Origin of the sequence: Methanobrevibacter sp. (assembly GCF_045126245.1) — an archaeon.
Lineage (GTDB): Archaea > Methanobacteriota > Methanobacteria > Methanobacteriales > Methanobacteriaceae > Methanocatella.
In genome coordinates, this window is record NZ_JBGVOG010000056.1 from 1 (window position 1) to 25,525 (window position 25,525).

Consider the following 25,525-nt stretch of genomic DNA (forward strand, 5'->3'; position numbering starts at 1 on the left):
AAATCTTTATTTCTAACTATATTAAATTTTCCAAAATTGAATATCTTGCCTCAATTCGCTCAAATGGATTAGCAGAAACAAAACTGTGAGACGGTATTTCAACTAAATTATCCTTTTCCAATACTTTATCCTTCAAATAATCCGGATAAACTACAAAATCCGGATTATCCTCAACTACATTAAATCCCATATCTAAAACAATATCCTTTAAAAATTCAGAGTATACCTTAACATCAATATCCCTTTTAAAATCAGAATTCAGATATTTGCAGGAAAGATCATATCCCCTAAAAAATTCTTTGATATCCTCATCAGACAGGTCATTTTGAGCGATTCTTGAAACTTTTTTAATGCTTTCAAAAATTTGTGAAGGAGTATTGAGTTTTATGGGCAAAGCATCCATTTCAACCTTACTCTCAGAAAGTAGAATAGCAAAATCCCCATCTTCACAAGTAGGATGTTTATTTACAACATAATCTGAAATTCCCGCAAGTTTCACTATCTCTTCACACATGGGTGTTGTGACAATTTTCATAATATTATTATATAATTATTTAATATAAATTACTTCATGAAAGTGACATTGAGTTTTGAGGCCACATCAACAAAGGATGTATCGATAATGGTGGATGCGCTTAGGGCAAGTACAACAATGACACTTGGCTTAAACAATTTCAAAAGAATTATACCCTGCTTTACTCCAGAGGAAGCATTGAAATTAAAAGAGGAATATGATGGAGTCGTTGCTGGAGAACGTGGCGGAGAAATGATTGAAGGGTTTGATATGGGCAATTCTCCTCAAGAAGTGGAAAATTATGAAACTGATAAGGACACACTCCTATTAACAACAAGCAACGGAACAAGAATTTTGGAAAACATGGACTCGACCATTCTTGTTGGATGCATGGTGAATGCAAAAGCAGTTGCTGAGAAAAGCACACAAATGGCCAGTTCACATATAGATGTTGTTATGGCGGGAGTTAGAGGAAATTTTGCACTTGAAGATTTTTTAGCGTCAGGAGAAATACTTTATTGGATTTGCCAAAACTTGGACGGTTATGAAATAAATGACTATGCAAGAGCGGCAATATTGGCCAGCAGAGACTATGAATCCGTGAAAGATGGATTTTTCAACAGCGCTTCAGGTAAGCGTTTGACAAAACTAGGTTATAAAAAAGATATTGAACGCTGCTTTACAAAAAACATCACTGAAAATGTAGCAACCTATAAGAATAATGAATTGACTTTAATTAAAGATTAAGTTTATATATTGTTATTCTATAATATTAGATAATACAATCAAATAAAGAAGTGTTTTTTTAATGAAAAGAGAATGTTTAACAATAATTGGAACCGCTCACGTATCATCCCAAAGTGTTGATGAAGTGAAAGATGCAATTTATGAACAACATCCCGATGTTGTGGCTATTGAGCTTGATCAAGGAAGATACATTAGATTAAAAAAAGAGATGATGGGCATAGAAGAGGATGACACAATATCTGTTACTCAAATCATAAAAGAAAATAAAGTAGGCTTATTTTTAACAACAACACTTCTTGGATATTTCCAGTCAAAAGTCGGTGCCGATGTTGATGTAAAACCGGGCTCAGAGATGGTCGGCGCAATAGAAGCATGCGAAGATTTAGAAATACCAATAGCTTTAATCGATAGGGAAATCGGCACAACATTGCAAAGAGCCTTAAATAAAATGGGATTTATGGAAAAAGCCAAGTTTGTATATGGCCTTATTGCATCCATTTTTGGCATGGACGATGATGATGAAATAGATATTGAAGATTTGAAAAATCCCGATAATCTTGATGATTTGATGGAAATGTTTAAGGATGAAGCCCCAAGCGTTCATGAAGTTCTTGTTCACGAAAGGGATGCTTATCTTGCAGGAAAAATTCTTCAAATCCCCCAAGACCATGTTATTGCAGTTGTAGGGGCAGGACACAAACCCGGAATTGAAAAATTTTTAGATAACCCTGAAACATTGCCTCCGATTCACGAATTGGAAAGCATAGAAAATAAAGGTGGAATCCCTTGGACTAAAATAATCCTTGCATTGATTCCCATCACATTTGTTGTGATATTTTTTCTGGCTTATATTAATGGGATAAACATAACCGGAAATATCTATGAATTCATTGCAATAAGTATGATTATGGGATTTGTAGGATCCATTCTTTCAGGATCCAAAATCCAGTCAGCAATTGTCGGGGGAGTAGTGGCCCCACTAACCATTATCCACCCATTGCTTGCTGCAGGCTGGTTTTCAGGTCTGACCGAGGCTAAATTCAGGAAAGTGAGAAAAAGGGATATTCAAAGTTTGGCCAATATAGAAAGTTTCAAGGATTTATGGCATAACAACATTTTCAGAATTCTATTGGTTGTTATCGGAACCAATTTGGGAGTGAGCATTGCAACTTTAGTAATCTTACCTTCACAGGTTTTCATACCATTATTCATGAAATTGTTTGGCGGATAGTGAAAATTTTATATAATATATTTCAATATACTATTATTAAAATTAATTTTAAATGGAAAAATAATCATGTATTTAATATTTCGTTGCGACTGCGGTCGTGCATTATATGCAAAAGAAGGTGTTGCCACCAGGAAATGCGTCTGCGGCAAAACCATAAAAGTCAAATCAAGGAGAATATTTAAAAAAGCAGTGACAAGAGAAGATGCATCACTAGCAGTCCAGGAAATGCAAGATAAGATATATGGTAACACTGGCTTTATGAGGGCCAGTGAGTTATAACTAGTTTTAATGGTTTGTTAAAAATGATTGGAACGACACTCGAGATAATTATAATATTAATATTAATAATACTTACAGGATATTTGTCAATGGCCGAACTGGCTGTGGTATCCATAAGAAAAGCGAAAATGCAAAAATATTTAGAAGAAGGAAATAAAAACGCTCAAATTGTTTTTGATTTATTGGAAGATCCGAATGAATTTTTATCAACAGTCCAAATTGGAATTTCCCTTATTGGAGTATTGACTGGGGCTTTCGGTGGAGTAACTTTAGCCGAACCGCTCAGCAAATTGATTTCTTTTGTACCTTATAGTGAACCTATAAGTGTAGCAATAGTTGTTATCGTGACTACCTATCTGACTTTAGTTATTGGGGAGATTGTTCCTAAAGTAATTGCTTTAAATGACCCGGAAAAGGTTTCCCTTAAAGTAGCTAAAAGCATGGTACTCCTTTCAAAAATTTCAAAACCTGTGAGCTTCATTCTTGCAAAATCAAGCAGTTTTCTTTTATGGTTACTGAGAATCGAAAACAGAAACGATGATATTGTTACTGAAGAGGAAATAGAACTCATGATTAAAGAGGGAAGGGAAGATGGAACAATTGAACAGGAAGAGGAAGACATCATCAAAAGGGTCTTCAAACTTGATGACCAAAAAGTTGAATCCATCATGACCCCCCGTAACGAAATCATCTGGATTGATTTGGAAGATGACAGAGAAGTTAACAAAGTCAAAATCATTGAGAGTAAAAGGTCAATTTTCCCAATTGCATCCGGAGAGCTTGATGATTTCATAGGGGTTGTCCAGGCAAAAGATATTCTCTCCGTGATGTTCAGTGGCGATGAATTTGATGTTCATAAGATTGTAAAAGAACCTTTAGTTGTATCCGAACACCTTGAAACATTAGAATTATTGAAAGAATTCAAAGAAAACCAAGAATATGTTCACATGTCCCTTGTTGTTGATGAATTCGGAAGCGTTGAAGGTCTTATTACATTAAACGATTTGCTTGAAGGAATTGTGGGGGACATTCCTGGAATTGATGAAGAAGATGAACCTAAAGCAATCCAAAGACTCGACGGCACATGGTTAATAGATGGAAGATACCCTATTGACAAGTTTAAAAAATTGTTTGACTTTAAAGAGCCTTTGCCTGATGAAGAGGAAGACAACTATACCACATTGGCAGGATTCATCTTAAGCATAAGCGGTACAATACCTGACGAAGAAGACAAATACGACTGCGGAAGATTTATATTCGAAATTATAGACATTGACGGACATCAAATCGATAAGGTTCTCGTAACTGATTTGGGTCCTCAGGAAGAAATTAAAGAAGGTAAATAATATGGACTTTTCAATAATTATTCAAATTGTATTATTGCTTGTTGGATTCGTATTCTTAATTAAAGGATCCGACTTTTTTGTTGATGGGGCAAGCAGTATCGCTTCTCTTTTAAGAATACCAACAATTATTGTTGGACTTACAATCGTTGCATTCGGAACAAGCGCGCCGGAAGCGGCAGTTTCCATTACATCTTCAATTACCGGAAGCAATGCAATGGCCGTAAGTAACGTGATTGGAAGTAACATGTTTAACCTTTTAATGGTTATCGGATTATCAGCGCTGCTTGGCGAATTGTTAATGGAAAAAAATACATTGAATAAAGACCTGCCGTTTCTAGTGGGCATCACATTACTGTTTGCGGCATTTATCTTAATCGGTTGGGATATAAGCAGTATTGAAGGAATAATCTTATTAATCATATTAATTTTATACATAATTTATCTCATATTTACTGCAAGAAAATCAGAAGATGCTGATGTCGTTGAAAAACCTAAATTGAGCCTTCCAAAAAGCATTATTTTTATAATTGTTGGTCTTATAGGAATTGTGCTTGGTGGAGATTTGGTTGTAAACAGCGCTTCAGATATAGCAATTGCACTTGGAATGAGTGAAACTTTGGTAGGTTTAACCATTGTGGCAATAGGCACATCTTTACCGGAACTTGTAACATCACTTACCGCTTTAAAGAAAGGAGAAAATCAGCTGGTGATAGGAAATGTTATTGGTTCAAACACCTTCAATATTTTATTTGTACTCGGAGCAAGTAGCGCAATAAGTTCAATACCTCTAGAATCAAGCATGTTGATAGATGTCATATTTATGGTGGTCGTAACTGTAATATGCTTCATATTCGGTAAAACACAAGACAAATTTGATAAAAGAGAGGGTGCGATTCTAGTTACATTATTCATTGTGTATATGGCTTTCGCAATTCTCAGAAATTAATTATTAAACTAAAACTAAGAAGGAAGAATCATTTCTTTGCGAATTCACCAAGGTAATTTAATGATTCTCCATTTTTTATTCTATAATAATACTCAGTAGTCGCGGTAAAAAATACATCGCTGGAAGAGTTGAGTGCTGTTTCGAATGAATCTTGAACAACGCTTATTACAAATCCAACTGCAACAACTTGCATGGAAATATCTTGAGAAATACCAAATATTGAACATGCCATAGGTATAAGCAATAATGATCCTCCAACCACACCTGCAGCGCCGCATGCCGCTAATGTAGAAATGATGCATAAAACAATTGCAAGCGGCAGGGAGAGTGAAATTCCAAGAGTGTAGCAAGTAACAAGAGTCATAACTGTAATTGTAATTGCGGCACCATCCGTGTTAATTGTTGAACCTAATGGAATGCTGATAGAAAATAAATCCCGATCCAATCCTAGTCTTTCACATAATCGCATGTTTATAGGGATATTGGCTGCAGAACTCCTTGAAAAGAATGCTGTAATAGCACTTTCCCTTAAGCATATTAATAATAAGGAGTAAGGATTACGTCTTAAAAATAAAAATGAAATTAACGGATCGACAATAAAAGCAACAACAAGAATGCATATGACAATCAACAATATCAATTGACCATATTGTGTAAAAATAATTAAACCGCTTTCAGAAACCGAAGTGAATACCAAACCCATAACCCCAATCGGCGCAAATTGAATAATGATATTCACCACTTTTGTAAAAACTTCAGCGATGTCATCTATAACATCTTTTGTGGTGTCGGTAGCAACCATCCTCAATGCAATGCCGATAATTATTGACCAGAACAAAATCCCTAAATAATTCGCCTCGGATAAAGCGGTTATGGGATTTGAAAATATTCCTAAAACCATGTCATATACTATTTCACCAAACTCCCCCGGAGGAGTGGTGCTACTTATAGAAGACAAATGGATAGATACGGGGTATAAATTGCAAGCAATAACCGCAACCATCGCAGCTACGAAATTAGTTAATAAAAATATTAAGATGATTGTTTTATATTTGGAACCAATTCCGGATTTTGCTTTAGAAATAGCGGATGCCACTAAAATAAAAACTAAAATTGGAGCAATAGCTTTGAGAGTATTTACAAATATCTCCCCAGGAAAACCTATAATGGACCACTCAGGGACAAGAACTCCTAAAATACCACCAATAACCAATCCCATTAAAATTTTCAAAACAAGACTAGATTCTGTCCATTTTTTAATAAAATCCAATTTTATACCCCTATAGCTTAATTTATTGTTTTTGAATTTATTGATTCTTTTAATTCACAGGCCTTACAAATATTAGACGAAGTCGGCTCACCACAAACGCTGCATTCATTAAGGCTTGTGGAAATATCATTTTCAAAAGTCAAAATCTTTTGAAATGATTCCATCACATTATTTTTAACTCCAGGATACCTATCTTCACTGACATTTAAAAACTCTTTAATTTTAGCCCTCAAAGACAAATGAGAATATGGACATTCGTCCAAATGGATATCAATATTGTTCAAAATGGCCCACATTCCAACTTCCTTTTCCGGAGTATTCCATAACGGCTTGATTCTTGGAACCAGTTTAGGATGAATAACGTCAAGTTCAGGACCGAATTTGGAGAATTTGATTGTATCTCCTCTAGCAAAACTCATTAGAAAGGATTGAATTTCATCATCCAGGTTATGACCAGTAGCTATTTTTACAGCACCCAATTCATAAGCGGTTTTATTTAAAATATTTCTTCTAAATACTCCGCAAGGGATGCATGCACTTTTAAAATCCTCATATATATCATCAAGTGCAAACCCCTCTTCCTGTTTGAATGACTTTTGAACAAGTTCAATGCCCAGTTCATCGGCATTTTTAATGGCTGAATCCAATCCGTGTTGCCTATAACCTTCAATCCCTTCATCAACACTGATAGCCACCAAATCAAAGTTCAAATAATTCTGATAATTTTTCAAAGCATGCAAAGTCAATATGCTGTCTTTTCCACCGGACAATGCAACTGCAATCAGCTCATTTTCCTTGATTAGGTTATAATCAGAAATCAGATTATTGATTCTTGTAAAGATTTTCTCATTGAATTCTTCTTTGTTTAATTTTGCCATTACAAAGTAATTTATAAAAAGATAGATAAATAATTTTACTAGTGATATTATGATTACATGTGATTTTGCAATATTGCCTGTCGGAACCGAAACAACAGAATGTAAGGATTATGTAACCGCTGCAGTTCAATCAATTAAAGATTCTGGACTTAACTATCAATTGACCGGAATGGGAACACAAATTGAAGCGGAAAATTTAACTGAATTATACGAAGCCATAGCCAAAGCCCAGGAAGCTATTTTTGAACTTGGAATCGGCAGGGTTTACACCGTGATAAAAATAGATGACAGAAGAGATCTTGAAAACAGAACATTAGACGCTAAAGTTGATACCGTCGAAAAAATGCTGAAATAAAAAAAAGAAAAGTTAGTTTGAAAACTAACATAATTTTTCAGAGGCGGTTTTAACCGCTTCAATTACTAAATCCAAATCTTCTTTTGTTAATGAAGGATGAACCGGAAGTGAAATAACATTTTTAGCCGCAAGTTCTGCATTAGGACAATCACCATCATAACCCAATGACTTATAGATTGGTTGGTTGTATAATGGAATCGGATAGTGAATTCCTGTTCCAACACCACATTCATTAATTATATCAACCCAATCATCACGATTTCCCTTTTCAACTCGAATTGTGTATTGGTGATATACATGTTTTGAATCATATGCGCAATATGGTGTGACAACACCTTCAACATCCTTTAATCCTTCATTTAAATATGCTGCATTTTCAATTCTCTTCTCATTGAATTCATCAATTTTATCTAATTGTGCAAGCCCAATTGCTGCTGAAATATCAGTCATCCTAAAGTTATATCCTATTGCATCGTGGTGATATCTTACAGTAGCTCCATGTGCCCTGAATATTTTGGCGTTTTCAGCCAAATCCTCATCGTTTGTGGTGATTATTCCTCCTTCAGATGTAGTCATGTTTTTGGTTGGGTAAAAACTAAAGCATGCCATATCTCCCATACTGCCTACCTTTTTACCGTTAGAAGTTGCTCCGTGAGCTTGAGCAGCATCTTCAATAACAATCAGACCATGTTTTCTAGCGATTTCATTGATTTTATCCATGTTTGCAGACTGACCATATAACTGAACAGGCAAAATAGCTTTAGTATTTTCAGTTATTAACTCTTCTATAGAATCTGGATCCAACGTATAAGTTTTTAAATCGATGTCGGCAAAAACAGGTTTTGCACCAGTGTACACAATTGCATTTCCGCTTGCAATGAAAGTAAATGGAGTAGTAATTACCTCATCACCTTCTCCAATGCCGCAAGACAATAAAGCGACATGCAATGCTGCAGTACCTGAATTGACTGCAATACCGTATTTTGCCCCAACCCATTCAGCAAATTTTTGTTCAAATTCTGCTACTTTAGGTCCTTGAGCAATCATCCCTGATTTTAAAACTTCAACTACATTTTCTATTTCTTCTTCGCCGATTATCGGTTTTGCAATAGGAACTTTAATCTCTGACACAATTATCACCAAATTATAGAAATTAGATTAATTATATACTAATATTTAAATCTAATAATATTTAAAACATTACATAATCAACAAAAGAATTTATGAGTGAGAACTAATGGACGAATATAAAATAAAAAGAATTGAAGAAGGACTGACAAAAATTGAATTCCCTGAATTTGATAAGGTTTCATCTGAAGCACCTGTTTTTTATAATCCTCACATGGAACTGAACAGAGATTTGTCTATTCTTGCAATCCAGGTATTCCAAAATGAAGAAAATAGAGAAATCAACATTTGCGATTTATTTGGAGGTAGCGGAATACGTGGAATCCGTTATAAAAATGAAATTGATGGAGTGGACAACGTTGCAATTAATGACATCAGCGAATTAGCCAATGAATATGAAAAACATAACATCCAATTGAACAATTTAGAAAATATTGAAGTGTATCAGCATGATGCAAGCATGTTTTTGAGAATGAAACGTGGAGAATTCGATGTGATTGACATTGATCCTTTCGGAACACCGTCACCGTTCCTGGATTCTGCAGGATACTGTGCTCGCAGAAATTCATTGTTATGTGTTACCGCAACAGACACTTCTGCATTGTGCGGAACTTATAAGGAACCATGCATCCGCAAATACAATGCCAAACCTTACAAAAGCGAATATTGCCATGAGAATGGAATCAGAATTTTAGCCGGTTTTGTTGCACTCACTCTTGCAAAATATTCAAAATGCATCGATATAAAAATGTCCCACAGCACTGAACACTACATGAGACTGTACATAAAAATTGAAAAAGGTTCAAAAAAGAGCGATGAGACTTTAAAAAATATAGGTTACATCAGCCATTGCAGCAACTGCCTTCACAGACAGACAAGTTATGGACTTGCCAGCGCCGTTGAAGAAACCTGCCCCATCTGCGGTGAAAAATTAACCCACGCCGGACCGTTATGGCTGGGAGATATTCAAAACAAGGAATTTATCCAAAAGATGATTGAAGAAACTGAACATAAAAAAATAAATACTGAAAAAGAAGCATTAAAATTACTTAATAGCTGCCTTAATGAAGCAAATGCTCCAGTTACATTTTTTGATGTGCATTCAATTTGCAAATCTCTAAAAATAAGTGCTCCAAAGCTCGATTTGATTTTTGAAGAGATAAAAAATGAAGGATTCATTGCCATTAAAACACATTATAATCCATTAGGTATAAAAACTGATGCAAATATTGAAGAAATAAAAAGTATTCTAATTAAATTATCAAAATAGTTACAATAATTTGAAATTTTATGATAAAATAATCCATTATAAATTAAAATTTTAAAAATTTCCTAATAATATACATATTTCCCAGAAAAACATCATAAAAAATGAAAAATAACCTTTAAATTAATAAAAAATATGTAAACTTTTAAATAATATAAAGCAATAATAATAAGTATATATTAATAATTATTTTAAATTAGTTAATTAAAACTGAAGTGATCATATGGTAAAAACAAAAGACAATGTTGTAAAACTTGACGACACAGATATTAACATCTTGAAAATCATTAATGAAGATGTAAGAACATCATATAGGCAAATTTCACGTAGTTTAGATGTTTCTGTGGGTACTGTACACAACCGTATAGACAAAATGGTAAAATCAGGAGTAATCAAGAAATTTTCACCAGTTATCGACCACGAAAAGCTCGGATTCGTTTTAACCACAATTATTGGAGTAAGAGTTAAAGGTGGAAAACTTAAAAACTGGGAAGAAAAAACTTTCTTTAACAAGAATGTTGTTGGAATCTATGATGTTACTGGAGAATATGATGCATTTTTAATTGCAAAATTCAGAAACACCAATGAATTGAACGCATTCATTAAGGAATTATTAAAAGACCCTATTATAGAAAGAACATACACACAAACAGTTCTTGACGTGATTAAAGAAGATATGGGATCTTCAAACATTTTATAAAATTATTGAATTTTAAAGCAGTTGAAACCAAACAACTGCTTAACATAATATTTATTTTAAAACCGCTTTTTTTAAAAAACTATCAATTTTAATATAGTTTACTGTTCAATTTTTTATTTTATTATCAAAATTAATTGGCAAAAAATACATTTTCAAATCAAAAAAATCTTTAATGTATAAATATAAAGACAATAATAAATAGTAATACTTAATTAAATTTTAGAGGTTATAAAATTGGCAGTATGCTTACCCGACACCCAAGATGACACTCCAAGCATACCTATTAAACTTACAAGAGTAGGTGTAACAGGAGTAAAGAAATTATTGCAGTTAGAAAGAACAAACAAAAGACCTATAATTTTGCTACCTACATTTGATGCATTTGTGGACTTGCCAAATGACCAAAAAGGTGTGCACATGTCTAGAAATCCTGAAGCTATCAGTGAAGTTCTTGAAACTGTTGCTAAAGATTCCACAGTAGATGTTGAATCATTATGTGCAAAAATTGTTGATTGCATGATGACTAAACACGAATATGCAAAACGTGTTGAAATATCAATGACAACTGATTTCATGTTTATGAGAGAGTCTCCAGTGACTAAAAACAAAACCCAAGAAATGGCTAAATTAATAGCAAAAGCCGTTGGTTTAAGAGATGATGATGGAACTGTCAGCATCAGAAAAAGTATCGGCGCTGAAGTTATTGGAATGACTGTCTGCCCATGTGCTCAAGAATCTGTAAAAGAATCCGATAAAAATAAATTATTAGAATTTTTAGATGAAGAAACTACACAAAAAGTTCTAGACACCGTTACTTTTGCTTCACACAATCAGAGGGGAGTAGGAACATTATTAATGGAAGTTCCAGAAGATAAAATTGTGAAAGCAGAAGATTTCATCGACATTATCGAAACTGCAATGAGTTCACCAGTTTGTGAATTATTGAAAAGGCCTGATGAAAATGCAACCGTGTTAAACGCACATAGAAAACCTGTGTTTGTTGAAGATTGTGTTAGAAACATGATGGAAAAAATAGCAAACAAATACTCTGATTTCCCTGATGACACCTTGATAACAGCACGTCAGGAAAACCATGAAAGTATCCACAGGCACAATGCATTCGCTGAAAAAGTAACAACAATGGGCGAATTAAAAGAAGAATTGAATATTCAATAGGATATGATTTAATGAGAAAAACTTATGAAATTGCAGGCGAAGTAATGGGCTTTTTTGATTCATTCAAAGGTTCCAGACCTGCGATTAATAATGACCGGATTCTAATTGTAAGAGGAAAATCAAGAAAAGTTATACCGCTAAACGAGTTTGATTCAAAACTTTCAGAAATTGGAGAAATACTTGGCGGAACTGAATTAGAAGCAACTTCCGAAGAAGTGGAAAAAATTCTCAAAGCAGGAGACAAACATATAAAAGAAATCAACATTACTACAGGAGACATTGATAACAGAGGATTCATAAGAGTTAAAGAAGAATTGGAATCAATGGGCCTTGTAGTTGCATACAAAATCTTTGAACTTCCAAGTTTTGATGTGATTATTGCCATTTGGGAAGACAAAAATGAACTACCTCCACTTTATGTGGAAGTTACCGTTTCAGAACGTGAAGAGTGAATATGTCAAACTTAACTAAAGAAGAAATTCTCACTATATTAAATGCAACTGACAGCGAAATTATTCAATTCATGGCAGAAACTGCAAAATATAGGGAGAATAATCTTATTACTTATTCTAAAAATATTTTTATACCCTTGACTGAAATCTGCCGAAACGACTGCGGATACTGTAATTTTAAGAAAAGTCCAGATAATCCTGAAGCAATTATTTTAAAAACCAAAGATGAAATCCTGAAAGATTTAAAAGAAGCGGAAAAATATGGCTGTAAAGAAGCCATGTTCGCTTTTGGTGAAGATGCTGATGAAGAGGATGTTGTAAAATTAAGATTGCGGGAATTTGGTTATGACAAAATGATAGAGTACATTGTTGATGTTTGTCAAATGACCTTAAATGAAACCAGCCTGCTGCCGCACACCAATGGCGGAAATTTCAGTTATGACGATTTGAAAAGATTAAAAGAAGTTAATGCCTCAATGGGTCTGATGCTTGAAAATTCATCAAAACGACTGATGGAACTGCCGGCACACAATAAAAGCCCCGGGAAAGATCCGACTTTAAGATTGGAGACCATATCCAATGCAGGAAAACTTAAAATCCCCTACACAACAGGCATTCTAATAGGAATTGGCGAGACAAAAGAGGAAATAGCCGAATCATTGCTTGCAATTAAGGACATTTATGACGAATATGGCCATATTCAGGAAGTAATTATTCAAAACTTTACCCCAATTCCAGGAATCGAAATGGAAAATTGGGCCGAACCGAGCTTTTTAGATATGATTAGAACAGTTATTGCAGGATCCTTAGTGTTCAAGGACACTGATGTGAGCATACAAGTTCCGCCTAATCTGAATAACGATACTGCGCAGATATTTTTATTATGCGGTGCAGATGATTGGGGAGGAGTTTCACCAGTGAGCCCTGACTTCGTCAACATTACCTCACCATGGCCGGGGATTGATGAGCTTGAAAGCTTAACAAATGATGCCGGATTTGAATTGATAGAGCGATTATGCGTTTATGAAAAATACATCAATGCCGAATGGTTAAACGACTGTCTATTGGAAAAAATAGCTAATTTATCCTAGCGTCAACAACAACATGCTCCACACCAGGAGAGTATTTTTTTATTTTATTTATTTTCAATACTTCCACATCACGATTTCCTGCCTGAGAGATTATCCTCTCAACCGGTCTGGTGTGCATTAATTTTTCGGGAACCGTTTCATGATAATGCAGGATTCCACCTTCATTTAAACTGTCAATAGCCACTTTCAGATAATGATGAGTTGTCTTGACATATCCCATCACAATACGGTCAGCCTTATATTTTGGAGTATGAACCATACAGTCGCCTAAAATTGGAGTGACGTTTGTCAACTTATTTAGTTTGATGTTTTCATTCAAATAAAAATAGGAATTGGGATTTATCTCAATGGAATAGATTTTTTTGGCTTTAGAATGAACTCCAATAGGTATTGAAAAATATCCAATTCCGGCAAACATGTCCAAAACAGTTTCCCCATCTTCAACCAATTTGGCTATTCTCAACCTTTCATTATTATTGCCTTTAGACCACATTACCCTTGCCAAATCGAGTTTGAACAAACAACCGTTTTCCTTGTTTATTGTTTCTGTTTCATTTCCGTAGAGAATATTATATACCGGTTCCCTTTTGGTTCCCTGGATGTGGTCTATTTTCATTATTGTTTTCACATTATGCCTTTTAGATAAACTTTCCAACTCTTCAATTGATTCAAAATGAAAGCTTTTATCCAGGATTAAGATATCACCTATTAATTTCCATTTCAATGTATTCACCTTTAAAAGAAAAGTTTATATATGCAAATAGATAATATTAATATTGTTAGTTTATACTAATAATTGATTCTGATTTTAAATAAAAATTAATATAAAATATGTTAAATGATTTTATAATATTCAACCTAAAAAGTAGTTGAAATAAGATATATTTTAAATACTATATGAGGTGTATTTAAATGGATGATAAAATACTAGAAGGTACAACAACCGTCGGAATTACCTGTAAAGATGGAGTTGTATTTGCAAGCGAAAGAAGAGCTAGTATGGGAAACTTAGTAGCTCACAAAGTCGCAGAAAAAATATTTAAAATTGATGATCACATTGTAACCACCATTGCTGGATCTGTAGGAGATGCACAAAGTTTAATGAAAGTTATTGAAGCAGAAGTTTCTCTTTACCAAATGAGAAACAATGATGATATCAGTGTTAAAGCTGCTGCATCATTAACTGCAAACATATTGCGTTCAGGACCAATGTATGTTCAGACATTGCTTGGTGGAATGGACGGCGACAAACCATCTCTTTACTCATTAGACCCTGCTGGTGGAATGATTGAAGATACCTATATCTCAACTGGATCAGGTTCTATCGTTGCATACGGTGTTCTTGAAGACAGATTTAGAGATGACTTAACAACCGATGAAGGAATTGAAATAGCTATAAGAGCTATTAGAGCTGCTGCAGAACGTGACACATATTCCGGTAACGGATATTTAGTGGCTAAAGTTGATGCAAACGGCTTTGAAATGTTAGATAATGAAAAAATTAATGAGATTCTAGAAAAAATATAAGTAAGCTAATTTTTCATGACTAACTATTTTTTTATATAACATAGTGTAGGTAGTTTATGAAATTTAACTAGTTATAGCTTAAAGCTTTTTGTAAACTATTTTACTACACAAACTTTTTTTGAAGGGATTATATGACTTCAGACATTTTAGAAGATATCAAAAAAGAGATTTTACAAAAGCTACCAAATGAAATTCAGGTTTCAAAAGTTGAATTTGAAGGACCTGAAGTTGTAGTTTATACCAAAAATCCGGAAATCATAACTGAAAATGGCGATCTTATAAGATCACTTGCAAAAGAGCTTAGAAAAAGAATTATTATTCGATCTGACAAATGCGCATTACTCGAACCGGAAGATACAATAAACAAAATCCATGAAATTGTTCCGGACGGCGCGGAAATTACTGATATTTATTTTGATACAGTTACTGGCGAAGTGGTAATCACCGCTAAAAAGCCAGGATTAGTTATTGGAAAATACGGTGTAACATCCAGGAATATTGTCAAAAATACCGGATGGGCTCCTAAAATTTTAAGAACCCCACCGATTAGTTCTGACATCATTGGAAAAATCAGAACCATCCAAAAGAATAGCAGTAAAGAAAGGAAAAAAATGTTGCAACGTCTCGGACGCCAAATCCACCAAGGCAGTAAACACCCTAATGATTGGGCCAGAGTCACTTCCATGGGCGGATTTAAGGAAGTGGGACGTTCATCAATGCTTTTACAAACACCAAACAGTCGTGTTTTATTGGACTGTGGTGTTAATGTTGCTGCATCAGATAATAAAACTGCATTCCCATACTTGAATGCACCCGAATTTTCAATTGAGGAATTGGATGCAGTCATCATTTCTCACGCTCACTTAGACCATTGCGGATTTGTACCTTACCTTTACCATTACGGATATGAAGGGCCTGTTTACTGTACAACCCCAACAAGAGATTTGACAACACTTTTGCAATTTGACCACTTGGATATAGCTCACAGGGAAGGAAATCCTTTACCATTCACATCAAAACATGTAAAGCAAGCTATCAAAAATACAATTACCTTGGATTATGGGGAAGTAACAGACATTTCTCCGGATATAAGATTGACTTTGCACAATGCAGGACACATCTTAGGTTCAGCAATATCCCATATGCACATTGGAGACGGAGCCCATAACCTAGTTTATACAGGAGACTTCAAATATGAACCTTCAAGATTGCTTGAACCTGCAACAATCAGATTCCCACGTGCTGAAACAGTAATTATGGAAAGTACATACGGTGGAAAAGAAGACGTGCAACCTTCCAGAAACAATGCTGAAAAAGAAATGATGAAAACCATCTACAGAACACTCAAACGTGGCGGAAAAGTATTGGTTCCAGTATTTGCCGTGGGAAGGGCACAAGAGCTTATGGTTGTTTTGGAAGAATATATGAGACATGGATTAATTGAGGAAGTGCCTATCTATATTGACGGTATGATTTGGGAAGCAACAGCTATCCATACTGCAAGGCCTGAATATCTAAGTAAAGACTTAAGAGACCAAATCTTCCACATGGGAAGAAACCCATTTGTCTCAGAAATGTTTGAAAAAGTTCAAAATCACGACCAAAGGAAAGAAATTGTTGAAAGCAGACAACCTGCAATTATATTATCCACTTCAGGTATGTTAACTGGAGGAAACTCCGTGGAATACTTCAAATGGTTATGTGAAGATGAAAGAAATACATTAATATTTGTTGGTTATCAGTCTGAAGGATCAATGGGTAGAAGAGTCCAAAAAGGTTGGAAAGAAATACCTCTTGAAGATGAAGACGGTAGAACCAGACAGTTCATTGTGAAAATGGAAATAAAAACAATCAATGGATTTAGTGGACACTCAAACAGAAGACAATTGATGGAATATGTTAAAAGACTTAATCCAAGACCTGAAAAAGTCATTACATGCCATGGAGACCCATATAAGGCCGTAGATTTAGCGTCTTCCATTCATAGAAGTTATAAAATTGAAACCAAAACTCCAATCAATTTAGATTGTGTCAGAATACACTAATTGAAAAAACAATTAAATACTTTGTAAAACAAAAATATATTGTATAAAAATAATGTTTATAGGTGTTAAAATGGTTACTTATTCAGAATCTGGTGTTGATATAGACCTTGAAGCAGTTACTGTTTCAAAATTGGCTGATAAACTAAAATCAACATTATCATGTAGAGATATTATTACAGACAGTGGTCATTATGCTGCTTTAGTGAAATTAGGCGATAAGGCTATTGCAATGAGTACAGATGGTGTTGGAAGTAAAATCTTAATTGCAGAAATGATGAATAAATACGATACAGTAGGTATAGACTGCATAGCCATGGTAGTTAATGACATTCTATGTGTTGGAGCAGAACCAATAGCATTGGTGGATTATCTTGCTGTTGAAAAACCAGACCCTGAAAGAGCTTCCGAAATTGCTGAAGGTCTTGTAAAAGGTGCTGAAGAATCAAGAATTGCAATCATCGGTGGTGAAACAGCATCACTTCCGGGAATTATTAAAGATTTTGATTTGGCAGGTACCGGAATTGGGTTTGTAGATATCGATAAAATCATTACCGGTGAAAACATCCAGCCGGGAAATGTGTTGATTGGTATTGAAAGTAACGGTATTCATTCAAATGGATACAGTCTTGCAAGGAAAGCATTATTTGATGATGCCGGTTTTACTGTTGACGATAAAATGCCAAATGGTGAAACAACTGTCGGTGAAGAGTTAATAAGACCAACTGAACTATATGTTAAACCTATTGTAGCATTATTTGAAAAAGAATATAATATTAATGGGCTTGCACATATCACCGGAGGAGGATTTACAAACCTCAGACGCTTGAAAAAAGGTGTGGGCTATGAAATAACTGACCTTCCGGATGTGCCGGAAATATTTAAACTCATTTATGAACAAAATGTCGACATAAAAGAGATGTATAAAGTATTTAATATGGGTGTCGGTTTTGTTGTAATCTGTGAGGAAAATGAATCTGAAGCGATTATGGATACTTTAAAAGAATATTGTAACTGTCAAATTATTGGAAAAGTAACCGATGATGAAAAAATAAAAGTTAAAGCTTTTGAAGGATCCGAAATAGAATACTGATTTGATAATAATTAAGAGGCGTGTGTAAATGAAAATAATGAAGGATAAAGAAATAGCTCTTGTAAAGGAGATATTAAAGAAATTAGGAGCCAGTGAAGAAGATAGTGAATACGTTGCTGAAGCAACAATCGATGCCGATTTAAAAGGATTTACATCACATGGGCTCGGCAGATTCCCGCAATACTTAATTAGTATCGAAGCAGGAACAATAAACCTTGAAGATGACATTGTCATTGAAAAAGAAACACCAGCAATCGCTTTGATTAATGGTAATAGTGGTTTTGGACAAGCAGTATCATATAAAGCAATGCAATTAGCCATTAAAAAAGCTAAAGATGTGGGAATTGGATGCGTTGGTGTGCATAATACAAATCACTTTGGAGTAACTGGTTTTTATTCTGATTTAGCATTAAGAGAAAATTGTATTGGATTAGTGCTTGCAAATACTGACCCTGCAATTGCCCCATTAGGCGGGAAAACACCTTTAATCGGGACCAATCCACTTGCATTAGGTATTCCATCTGAAACTTACATTACAGTAGATATGGCAACTTCAGTTACTGCACGTGGAAAAATTATTGAATCAAAAAGAAAAGGTTTAGATTTGCCTGATGGATGGGCATTAGATAAAGATGGAAATCCAACTAACGACCCTGAAGCTGCTCTTGAAGGCTCAATATTACCATTTGGAGGATTTAAGGGATATGCTCTTGCAGCATTGATTGAAATTTTAACAGGCCCATTAGTACAGGCAGGATATGGTCATGGTGTAACCGGTACTGCTTCACCAGATAAAGACTGTACTAAAGGGGATTTATATGTTGTAATTGATCCGTCCAAATTTGGAGACTTTGGAGAGTTTGTAGCTCATACTGAAGACTTTGTTTCTCAAATCAGAGCAACAGGCGAAACTGTTGCAATACCTGGAGATTTAGAAGTGAAAAGAATAGCTGAAGCTGAAGCTAATGGTATTGCAATTGATGAAAAACTATATGAACAGTTAAAAGAAATCTGTGACAATTTAGATATTGACATAGATTCCTACATAGAAGAATAATTTTTATTCTTCAAATTCTTTTTTTATTTAAAAATAGTGGCGAATGAATATTATTCCTTTTTATATTTCGCATAAAAACCGTCGGTATCGGCATATATGGTGTAAAATCCGTATTCCTCTGCTTTTTTAATTGATGATTTAATATATTGCCTTCCCCAAGATGTGATTGCTTTTGCACATTCAAAAGAATACCATCTAAATCTAGGAAAACCGTAAATACCATACATAGTATTCGCCAATCTCTTGATGGCCTGCTGCTGTACATCCAAAGCCTTTTTCTCAGTTTCATCTTCACAGGCTTTCATTTCACGCTTAATTCTAAATCTTTCCTGTAAAATTTTATCAATAACAGATGGAATAAAACCCTGAGGAGTCTTTTTAAACTTTAAACCGTGCTCCGGTGAAATATTATATTCATCTTCATCTTCAACATCCCCCAAAACCATCACATCAGGAGATATGTTTTTAGATATAATAATGCTTGGATATAGACTTCTAAAGTCGAACTGAACCAAGTTTTCATGAAGGCCTGTCTCAGGCTCTTTGACATATCCTCCCTCGTTATCTTCCGCATTGGCACGGTCAGCAAAATTAGAACCCTGCTTATTCGGAACAACTTCATCATCAAAATAAGCCTGTTTGACTAAAAACCATTCGGCCTGCTGGCCAGTAGCCATACGGCTTACATCAAATAATGGTTGACCTATAATACGGGTAAGTTCTAAATTAAGTGGCAATGTTTGTTCAGCTATCTTTAAAGTGGAAATTACGTCATCAAGAGAATAATCGAAAAGATTATCCAACTCTTCTCCCCCATTATCCCAGAACTCCCAGATTTTTTCTCCAGGAACATCGATTTTCTCTTCACCGAACAGTTCATAATAAACTCTTTCAAGGGTATATCTCTCCAAGGTCATGTATCTTCTCATTACAAGATATAAATCCACATGAATCAAACCCTTAAGGGAAGCTGCATTAGCATATCCTCGCCTAATGTATCTAACTTCAGATCCATCCATGCCGATATCCAAATCGACACCTAAAATTTTAGCCCTGTCCTTAAGATATGGGAAGTCAAAGTTATCTGAATTGTAACCTACAATGATGTCAACATTATTTTCCTTAATGATCCTTGTAAATTCTTCAATCATCTCTTTTTCACTTGTGACCTGATTTACAAAATTATCCCGGTCTTTTGAATTTGTTTTTGTGGATATGACCTGATTAACACCGAAATTGGTTGCAACCCCAATCATGATAATTTCATCTTCTTCGGAATTGGGCATCCCATGAGGATTTCTAACTTCCAAGTCAAAGCTTAAAATTCTGAATTTTTGAGGATATTCCTCAACACGCCTTAATCTTTCAGTTAATTTGATAATCTGAATATCCTGTTCTTTGGCGTCAAGATTAAGAAATGAATCGAGTTCTTCCCCAATTGCTATCACTTCAGTCATAGGGATGACATCCCTGTCCATGAGGTATCTCCTATAAAATGGAATATCAAACTCTCTGATTTGGAGAACACCCTCAATATCCCTTAGCTTATCCCTGTTTTTTGCCAATTCCTGAGGATGGATGAAAGTAACCTTAATGAATTCCTTTTCAATTTGAAAATCTTTTTTAACTACTTTTTCAACGGAAACTATATCCAAATTTTCTTGGATTCTGGACATGCACTCATCAATATCATCTGAAACAACATACAAATACGGTTCGAATGTATCATCCAATAAAATTACATTTTTATCCCCATCCTTTGAAAACAAACGAATTACTGGCTTATCTTCATATGTAACGTAATCAATATCCAAAATAACAACATTCCTTTCCATATTACTCATCACCGAGAAGATATTCATTTCTGTAGCTGTCCAAAACAGCATAAGTTATTCCCAAAATTAACGGTCCGACAATAAAACCGACAATGCCATAGGCCAAAGGCCCTGCCAAAAATCCGATTAACAATATTAATGGATGGACATCTGCATAATGGCTGGATAACGCCGGTCGAATATACATATCAATAGTGCTTAGGAAAAATCCAAACAACAATACAATTATTGCTCTGGTGTAATTTCCGGTAGCCAAATCTATGAAAAACAAAGCCCAATAAATTGGCCAAGGCCCGAACACAGGAATCAGCTGAAGTATTCCTGTCAGTACACCTAAAAATATTCCAAACGGATATCCTAGAATAGAATAACCTATACATCCGAAAATACCTATGATTAATGAAGTCAAAAAGTGTCCGTAGAATATGCTTTTTAAAACATTCTTAACTGATTCAACAGTATTATCAAAAAACTTTTTTGAATCATCAGGAACAAATGATTTAACAAAATTCAAACAGTTGTTTCCATCACGAATAAAATAGAATACAGAACAGACCAAAATAAACAAATCTAAAATAATATTAGCGAATTTACTTAAAAATTTGACAGTGTAGTTTAAAATATAACTTCCCACATTATTAATGGCATTTTCAAGGTATGAATTGATAGAACTTACATCGCCATTAGGCAAATATGTGGAAATTTGGTCTAAACCCGTAAACAAACCTGCAGTTTGATGGTCAGCTAAAACCCATGTTACAAATGTGGAAATTTCAAATATTATATAAAAAACCAATAGGAAGAGTGGTATCAACACTACAATCATTGCAATTAAAATAGACGGTGATTGATATTTTAATCGGGATTGTATTTTACAGGCCACAGGCTTGATACCATAAGCCAAGATAGCTCCTAGAATAACCATATTCAGCACAGGAAATATTATCATTAAAGAAACTACCAACAAAAATATTATCAACAATACCGGTGGAGTTAAATGCTCTTTAATGTCAATTCCCATTTTATCACCTTAATACTTTAAACCGGAAGCATCCCTTCTATATTTTGCAAATTCAGTAATCTTACTAATTTTATCATTTTCAAAAACAGGACCTTCAACGCAAATCCTCCAACCTTCACTGTCAACACAGCATTGTCCGCATACGCCCAATGCGCATTTCATGTATCTTTCAAGTGAATACTGGGCAGGTATTTTTGCATCTTCAAGAATATCAAAAATCCCTTTCATCATTATTTCAGGCCCGCAAACAAATGCGTAATCATAAGAAGAATCCTTAAGCAGTTCCCTTAAACAGTCAGTGGCAAATCCCTTGAATCCAAAACTTCCATCATCAGTGCAGTTATGAACATTTGCACCTAATTTTTCAAGTGAATCTGAAAACAGCAACTCATCTTTGGTAACCGCCGCCGAGATGACATCAACATTGTTGGCTTTTTTAACCAAATCACTGGCAATCGCATTAATTGGAGCCATTCCGACCCCTCCACCAATAGCTATTATGTTTCTTGCCTCAAATGAATTATCAAATCCATTACCATAGCTGCCTCTAATACCGATTTGGTCTCCAACATTCAAATCATGCAGTTGGGAAGTGAATTCCCCAATATTTTTAACGCTGATGGCTAATTCATTATCATTAATTTGTGAAATGGACATTGGCTTTTCATTTTTAAAATTCCAGACCATTATAAATTCGCCCGGATTCGGACGGCCAAAAGTATCCATGTCCCAATCGAATTTGAAGGTTTTGATTGTAGGAGTCTCATCAATAATTTCTTTAATCTCAACAATTTTCGGTTCATTAATCATTCTTACAACTCCCCATGTGCGATTCCGACCATCTCATCAATAGATGAAAATCCCTTTTCAGCCATGAACTTTTCCAAACCACAATTAATCTTTTCAAATACTTCAACGCCCTCATCCATTATTGCTGTACCTATCTGTACTGCACGGGCTCCCGCATAGATAAATTCTACAACATCTTCAAATGTATAAATTCCACCAACGCCAATTAATGGAATATCAACTGCCTCATAAACTGAATAGACGTTTCTTACGGCTATCGGTTTAATTGCGCGACCACTCATGCCTCCGAATTTATTTGACAATACCGGACGGGCGACATCAATATTAATTTTCATTCCAGGACCTAATGTATTTATTAAAGATAAAGCATCTGCACCCGCATCTTCACATGTCTTTGCAATTTCAGTAATATCTGTTACATTGGGTGTTAGCTTGGCGATTATGGGAATATCAGCCGCATCTTTTGAAGCTGAAACTATAGTATGGCTCAAATTACAATCCTGTCCTATTGAGGCACCATAACCGTCCATTGCATGAGGACAAGAAATGTTTAATTCAATCATGTCGACATGTTCCTGAACTTCTTCAACCAGTGCGGAAAATTCATCCGGTGTTGCTCCATAAATTGATGCTATTATAACATTATTATCATGATCAATCTTTTTTAATTCCTCTTTGAAGTTTTCAACGCCCGGATTAGAAAGTCCAATTGCGTTAATGATGCCCCCTTCAACCGCAACAGTTGTAGGGTTTACATAACCTGGATGAGGATTCAAGGAAAAAGACTTGGAAACCACCCCTCCTGCACCAGATTTTAAAATCCAATTCATAGAGGAAGCATTACTTCCCATTATGCCTGCTGCAAGCATCAAGGGGTTTCTAAATTCCACTCCACAAACATTTGTTTTCAACATTATATCAACCTAAGTATTATTTCTGATTTTAATTATTTAATTAGTTTTTGTTAATTTTTCAATGATTTCCTGATATTTTTCATTTTGTAATTTTAAGCTAATGACATTGGTTTTATTGGATTTAATTATCTCTTCTTTAGATTTTATTAAATTATCAATTTGCTCATCCTGTTTTTCGATGATTGAATCTTTTTGTTTAAGCAAATCCTCATAGGTTTTGGAAATTTTTCTCAATTGAAGTTCCAAATTTTCTGAATTTGAACTTATCTGATGTTTGTAATCATCAATCAGCGACCTCAAATATTTTACCTGGTCATGCTTGTCCTCAATTATACTGTCCTTTTCCTTAAGTTTTTCTTGAAGGTCGTCCAGTTCATTCATTCTGGCCTTGTCATAATCGATTTTTGTATCCAGCTTATCCTCCAAATTCTTATTTTCATATTTTAATTTGGTTGAATAAAGCTTTAATTTATTAATCTCTTCTTTCTTGGCTTCAAGTTCCATATAAAGCTCATCAATTTCAGCATTTTTGAGCTCAAGTTCATCCTTCAAATCTCTAAAACTTTGCTTTGACATAATTACAAATCCAAAAATAGCACTAAATTCTATAAACTATTTTAATTTTCTAATAAATTAAATCTTTTTATTGTACATAAAAATACTTATTAAAAATGAAAAAAATATTTTAATTCATGGAATGTTATATAACTTACTGCATAAAAGGATATCTTGCTTTTAATGGAAATAATGAATTAATTTGTGAAAAATTATTTCCCCAAGATGAGATAATCCAAAGATTGGCGGATATCAATGATAAAAAAATTGTCAAGGAAGAGCTTGAGATAATCGAAGAAGTTTCAAAAGATTATGATGAAATCAGCATCGAGTCCAATAAACGATTATCCGATTACAGCAATGAAAAAATTAAAATTGAAACACCAAATCAAGGTGGAGAATACCTTAGAAACAACTATGAGCAATTTAATTTAAATAGCGAAGAAATTGCAGAAATCTATCAAAACTTGGCAATTTATAAAATTAAAAAAGAGTCCTCTTCCGAAGATAAACACCTAATTCAGGCAGTTAACTCCATTGATGAAATTGATGAAACAATATCAAAACTGATTGAAAGAATAAGGGAATGGTATGCATTATATTTCCCCGAAATGGACATTATCAAAAACAATGAGACCTATATTAAGCTGATTTCCCAAAACAAAACAAAAGACGAAATCATTAAAGCAAAGCCTGATGCATTTCCGGACAACATTATTGATCTTGAAGATGACATCAACGTCGAAGATTTGGAAATTATGAACAATTATGCCAATTCCATCTTTGAACTTCAGAAATCCAGAAGGAATATCGAAGAGTATATTGATTATAAAATGGAATCCATAGCGCCAAACTTAAGGCTTTTAGTAGGACCAACATTGGGTGCTAAATTGATTTCGCATGCCGGAGGAATAAAACGCCTTGCAATGTATCCTTCAAGCACAGTTCAGATTATGGGTGCTGAAAAAGCATTGTTTAGGCATTTGAAGAGTGGTGACAGGCCTCCGAAATATGGTTTAATATATCAACATCCGCAGGTTCGTGGCGCCAAATGGTGGAATAGGGGAAAAATTGCCAGAATGCTTGCCGGGAAAATATCCCTTGCCGTTAGAAGAGATGTTTTTACTAAGACAATAGATGAAAATGTTGCAGAAGAATTTAAACAAAAAGTAGAAGAGATAGAAAAGAATAATCCATTTCCAACAAAAACAACTAAAAAAAGAAAAGAAGAAAAGTCTAAAACAAAAAATAAGCGCAAAAAAGGAAAAAATAAAAAGAAAAGGAGATAGGC

General features: G+C 34.5%; 26 protein-coding genes. 16 read left to right on the top strand and 10 right to left on the bottom strand.

The window, feature by feature from the left end; translation table 11 throughout:
• Nucleotides 1-16: 16 nt before the first annotated feature.
• Entirely contained in the window at nucleotides 17-535 is a 519-nt protein-coding gene (locus tag ACJMLZ_RS04120; protein ID WP_405304089.1) for a hypothetical protein, read from the bottom strand.
• A 36-nt stretch (nucleotides 536-571) separates the two neighbouring features.
• Here ACJMLZ_RS04120 and comB point away from each other — a divergent pair, with 36 nt between their 5' ends.
• The 5 genes from comB to ACJMLZ_RS04145 all read left to right on the top strand — a co-directional run bounded on the left by comB (nucleotide 572) and on the right by ACJMLZ_RS04145 (nucleotide 5,063).
• Complete coding sequence (comB, locus tag ACJMLZ_RS04125) at nucleotides 572-1,261, top strand: 2-phosphosulfolactate phosphatase (RefSeq protein WP_405304090.1); 690 nt, start codon at nucleotides 572-574, stop codon at nucleotides 1,259-1,261.
• Between the two features lie 61 nt (nucleotides 1,262-1,322).
• A complete protein-coding gene (locus tag ACJMLZ_RS04130; protein ID WP_405304091.1) occupies nucleotides 1,323-2,492 on the top strand; it encodes a TraB/GumN family protein in 1,170 nt (389 codons plus the stop codon).
• Between the two features lie 66 nt (nucleotides 2,493-2,558).
• A complete protein-coding gene (locus ACJMLZ_RS04135) occupies nucleotides 2,559-2,771 on the top strand; it encodes a DUF1922 domain-containing protein (RefSeq protein WP_405304092.1) in 213 nt (70 codons plus the stop codon).
• A gap of 23 nt (nucleotides 2,772-2,794) precedes the next feature.
• Nucleotides 2,795-4,117 carry a hemolysin family protein gene (locus ACJMLZ_RS04140; protein WP_405304093.1) on the top strand — a complete coding sequence of 441 codons (1,323 nt, stop codon included), beginning with the start codon at nucleotides 2,795-2,797 and terminating at the stop codon, nucleotides 4,115-4,117.
• Between the two features lies 1 nt (nucleotide 4,118).
• Nucleotides 4,119-5,063, top strand: a complete 945-nt coding sequence (locus ACJMLZ_RS04145; protein WP_405304094.1) for a calcium/sodium antiporter — start codon at nucleotides 4,119-4,121, stop codon at nucleotides 5,061-5,063.
• A 28-nt stretch (nucleotides 5,064-5,091) separates the two neighbouring features.
• Here the strand turns inward: ACJMLZ_RS04145 and sstT are convergent, their stop codons facing one another.
• Nucleotides 5,092-6,333: a serine/threonine transporter SstT gene (gene sstT / locus ACJMLZ_RS04150; RefSeq protein WP_405304095.1), complete on the bottom strand. Its 1,242-nt coding sequence runs from the start codon at nucleotides 6,331-6,333 to the stop codon at nucleotides 5,092-5,094.
• Between the two features lie 17 nt (nucleotides 6,334-6,350).
• Complete coding sequence (locus ACJMLZ_RS04155) at nucleotides 6,351-7,211, bottom strand: TIGR00269 family protein (protein WP_405304096.1); 861 nt, start codon at nucleotides 7,209-7,211, stop codon at nucleotides 6,351-6,353.
• 49 nt (nucleotides 7,212-7,260) lie between these two features.
• On the opposite strand from ACJMLZ_RS04155, the gene ACJMLZ_RS04160 reads away from it, so the two are divergent.
• The gene (locus tag ACJMLZ_RS04160; protein ID WP_405304097.1) at nucleotides 7,261-7,566 is read left to right on the top strand and encodes an MTH1187 family thiamine-binding protein; all 306 of its coding nucleotides are present in this window, start codon (nucleotides 7,261-7,263) and stop codon (nucleotides 7,564-7,566) included.
• A gap of 24 nt (nucleotides 7,567-7,590) precedes the next feature.
• Here ACJMLZ_RS04160 and ACJMLZ_RS04165 read toward each other — a convergent pair whose 3' ends face one another.
• On the bottom strand, nucleotides 7,591-8,697 hold the full coding sequence (locus tag ACJMLZ_RS04165; RefSeq protein ID WP_405304098.1) for a DegT/DnrJ/EryC1/StrS family aminotransferase: 1,107 nt from the start codon (nucleotides 8,695-8,697) through the stop codon (nucleotides 7,591-7,593).
• 106 nt (nucleotides 8,698-8,803) lie between these two features.
• Here ACJMLZ_RS04165 and ACJMLZ_RS04170 point away from each other — a divergent pair, with 106 nt between their 5' ends.
• The 5 genes from ACJMLZ_RS04170 to cofG all read left to right on the top strand — a co-directional run bounded on the left by ACJMLZ_RS04170 (nucleotide 8,804) and on the right by cofG (nucleotide 13,380).
• Entirely contained in the window at nucleotides 8,804-9,964 is a 1,161-nt protein-coding gene (locus ACJMLZ_RS04170) for a tRNA (guanine(10)-N(2))-dimethyltransferase (protein WP_405304099.1), read from the top strand.
• Between the two features lie 220 nt (nucleotides 9,965-10,184).
• Nucleotides 10,185-10,661, top strand: a complete 477-nt coding sequence (locus ACJMLZ_RS04175) for an Lrp/AsnC family transcriptional regulator (RefSeq protein WP_292807033.1) — start codon at nucleotides 10,185-10,187, stop codon at nucleotides 10,659-10,661.
• Between the two features lie 234 nt (nucleotides 10,662-10,895).
• Nucleotides 10,896-11,837 (top strand): GTP cyclohydrolase MptA, encoded by a 942-nt coding sequence (gene mptA, locus ACJMLZ_RS04180; RefSeq protein ID WP_405304100.1) that lies wholly within the window; start codon nucleotides 10,896-10,898, stop codon nucleotides 11,835-11,837.
• A gap of 11 nt (nucleotides 11,838-11,848) precedes the next feature.
• A complete protein-coding gene (locus tag ACJMLZ_RS04185) occupies nucleotides 11,849-12,289 on the top strand; it encodes a DUF2120 family protein (RefSeq protein WP_405304101.1) in 441 nt (146 codons plus the stop codon).
• Nucleotides 12,290-12,291: 2 nt separating this feature from the next.
• Nucleotides 12,292-13,380, top strand: coding sequence for a 7,8-didemethyl-8-hydroxy-5-deazariboflavin synthase subunit CofG (gene cofG / locus ACJMLZ_RS04190; RefSeq protein ID WP_405304102.1), 1,089 nt, complete (start codon nucleotides 12,292-12,294; stop codon nucleotides 13,378-13,380).
• Here cofG and ACJMLZ_RS04195 read toward each other — a convergent pair.
• Nucleotides 13,367-14,104: a class I SAM-dependent methyltransferase gene (locus tag ACJMLZ_RS04195; RefSeq protein ID WP_405304103.1), complete on the bottom strand. Its 738-nt coding sequence runs from the start codon at nucleotides 14,102-14,104 to the stop codon at nucleotides 13,367-13,369. The genes cofG and ACJMLZ_RS04195 overlap by 14 nt on opposite strands.
• Before the next feature lie 188 nt (nucleotides 14,105-14,292).
• Here ACJMLZ_RS04195 and psmB point away from each other — a divergent pair, with 188 nt between their 5' ends.
• The 4 genes from psmB to comC all read left to right on the top strand — a co-directional run bounded on the left by psmB (nucleotide 14,293) and on the right by comC (nucleotide 19,099).
• Nucleotides 14,293-14,907: an archaeal proteasome endopeptidase complex subunit beta gene (gene psmB, locus ACJMLZ_RS04200; RefSeq protein WP_303372551.1), complete on the top strand. Its 615-nt coding sequence runs from the start codon at nucleotides 14,293-14,295 to the stop codon at nucleotides 14,905-14,907.
• Between the two features lie 131 nt (nucleotides 14,908-15,038).
• On the top strand, nucleotides 15,039-16,952 hold the full coding sequence (locus tag ACJMLZ_RS04205; protein ID WP_405304104.1) for a beta-CASP ribonuclease aCPSF1: 1,914 nt from the start codon (nucleotides 15,039-15,041) through the stop codon (nucleotides 16,950-16,952).
• 70 nt (nucleotides 16,953-17,022) lie between these two features.
• Nucleotides 17,023-18,042 carry a phosphoribosylformylglycinamidine cyclo-ligase gene (gene purM / locus ACJMLZ_RS04210; protein ID WP_405304105.1) on the top strand — a complete coding sequence of 340 codons (1,020 nt, stop codon included), beginning with the start codon at nucleotides 17,023-17,025 and terminating at the stop codon, nucleotides 18,040-18,042.
• A gap of 28 nt (nucleotides 18,043-18,070) precedes the next feature.
• Nucleotides 18,071-19,099, top strand: a complete 1,029-nt coding sequence (comC, locus tag ACJMLZ_RS04215; protein ID WP_405304106.1) for an L-sulfolactate dehydrogenase — start codon at nucleotides 18,071-18,073, stop codon at nucleotides 19,097-19,099.
• Nucleotides 19,100-19,149: 50 nt separating this feature from the next.
• On the opposite strand, the gene ACJMLZ_RS04220 is transcribed toward comC, so the two are convergent.
• Genes ACJMLZ_RS04220 through ACJMLZ_RS04240 form a run of 5 tightly spaced genes read right to left on the bottom strand, consistent with a single transcriptional unit; the run spans nucleotide 19,150 to nucleotide 24,255 of the window.
• On the bottom strand, nucleotides 19,150-20,934 hold the full coding sequence (locus ACJMLZ_RS04220; protein ID WP_405304107.1) for a DNA polymerase domain-containing protein: 1,785 nt from the start codon (nucleotides 20,932-20,934) through the stop codon (nucleotides 19,150-19,152).
• Nucleotide 20,935: 1 nt separating this feature from the next.
• Nucleotides 20,936-21,955 (bottom strand): AI-2E family transporter, encoded by a 1,020-nt coding sequence (locus tag ACJMLZ_RS04225; RefSeq protein ID WP_405304108.1) that lies wholly within the window; start codon nucleotides 21,953-21,955, stop codon nucleotides 20,936-20,938.
• Nucleotides 21,956-21,964: 9 nt separating this feature from the next.
• Nucleotides 21,965-22,765 (bottom strand): dihydroorotate dehydrogenase electron transfer subunit, encoded by an 801-nt coding sequence (locus ACJMLZ_RS04230; protein WP_405304109.1) that lies wholly within the window; start codon nucleotides 22,763-22,765, stop codon nucleotides 21,965-21,967.
• A gap of 2 nt (nucleotides 22,766-22,767) precedes the next feature.
• The gene (locus ACJMLZ_RS04235) at nucleotides 22,768-23,679 is read right to left on the bottom strand and encodes a dihydroorotate dehydrogenase (RefSeq protein WP_405304110.1); all 912 of its coding nucleotides are present in this window, start codon (nucleotides 23,677-23,679) and stop codon (nucleotides 22,768-22,770) included.
• 36 nt (nucleotides 23,680-23,715) lie between these two features.
• Entirely contained in the window at nucleotides 23,716-24,255 is a 540-nt protein-coding gene (locus ACJMLZ_RS04240) for a glycosyl transferase (protein WP_405304111.1), read from the bottom strand.
• A gap of 116 nt (nucleotides 24,256-24,371) precedes the next feature.
• Here ACJMLZ_RS04240 and ACJMLZ_RS04245 point away from each other — a divergent pair, with 116 nt between their 5' ends.
• Nucleotides 24,372-25,523 (top strand): NOP5/NOP56 family protein, encoded by a 1,152-nt coding sequence (locus ACJMLZ_RS04245; RefSeq protein WP_405304112.1) that lies wholly within the window; start codon nucleotides 24,372-24,374, stop codon nucleotides 25,521-25,523.
• Nucleotides 25,524-25,525: the final 2 nt, after the last annotated feature.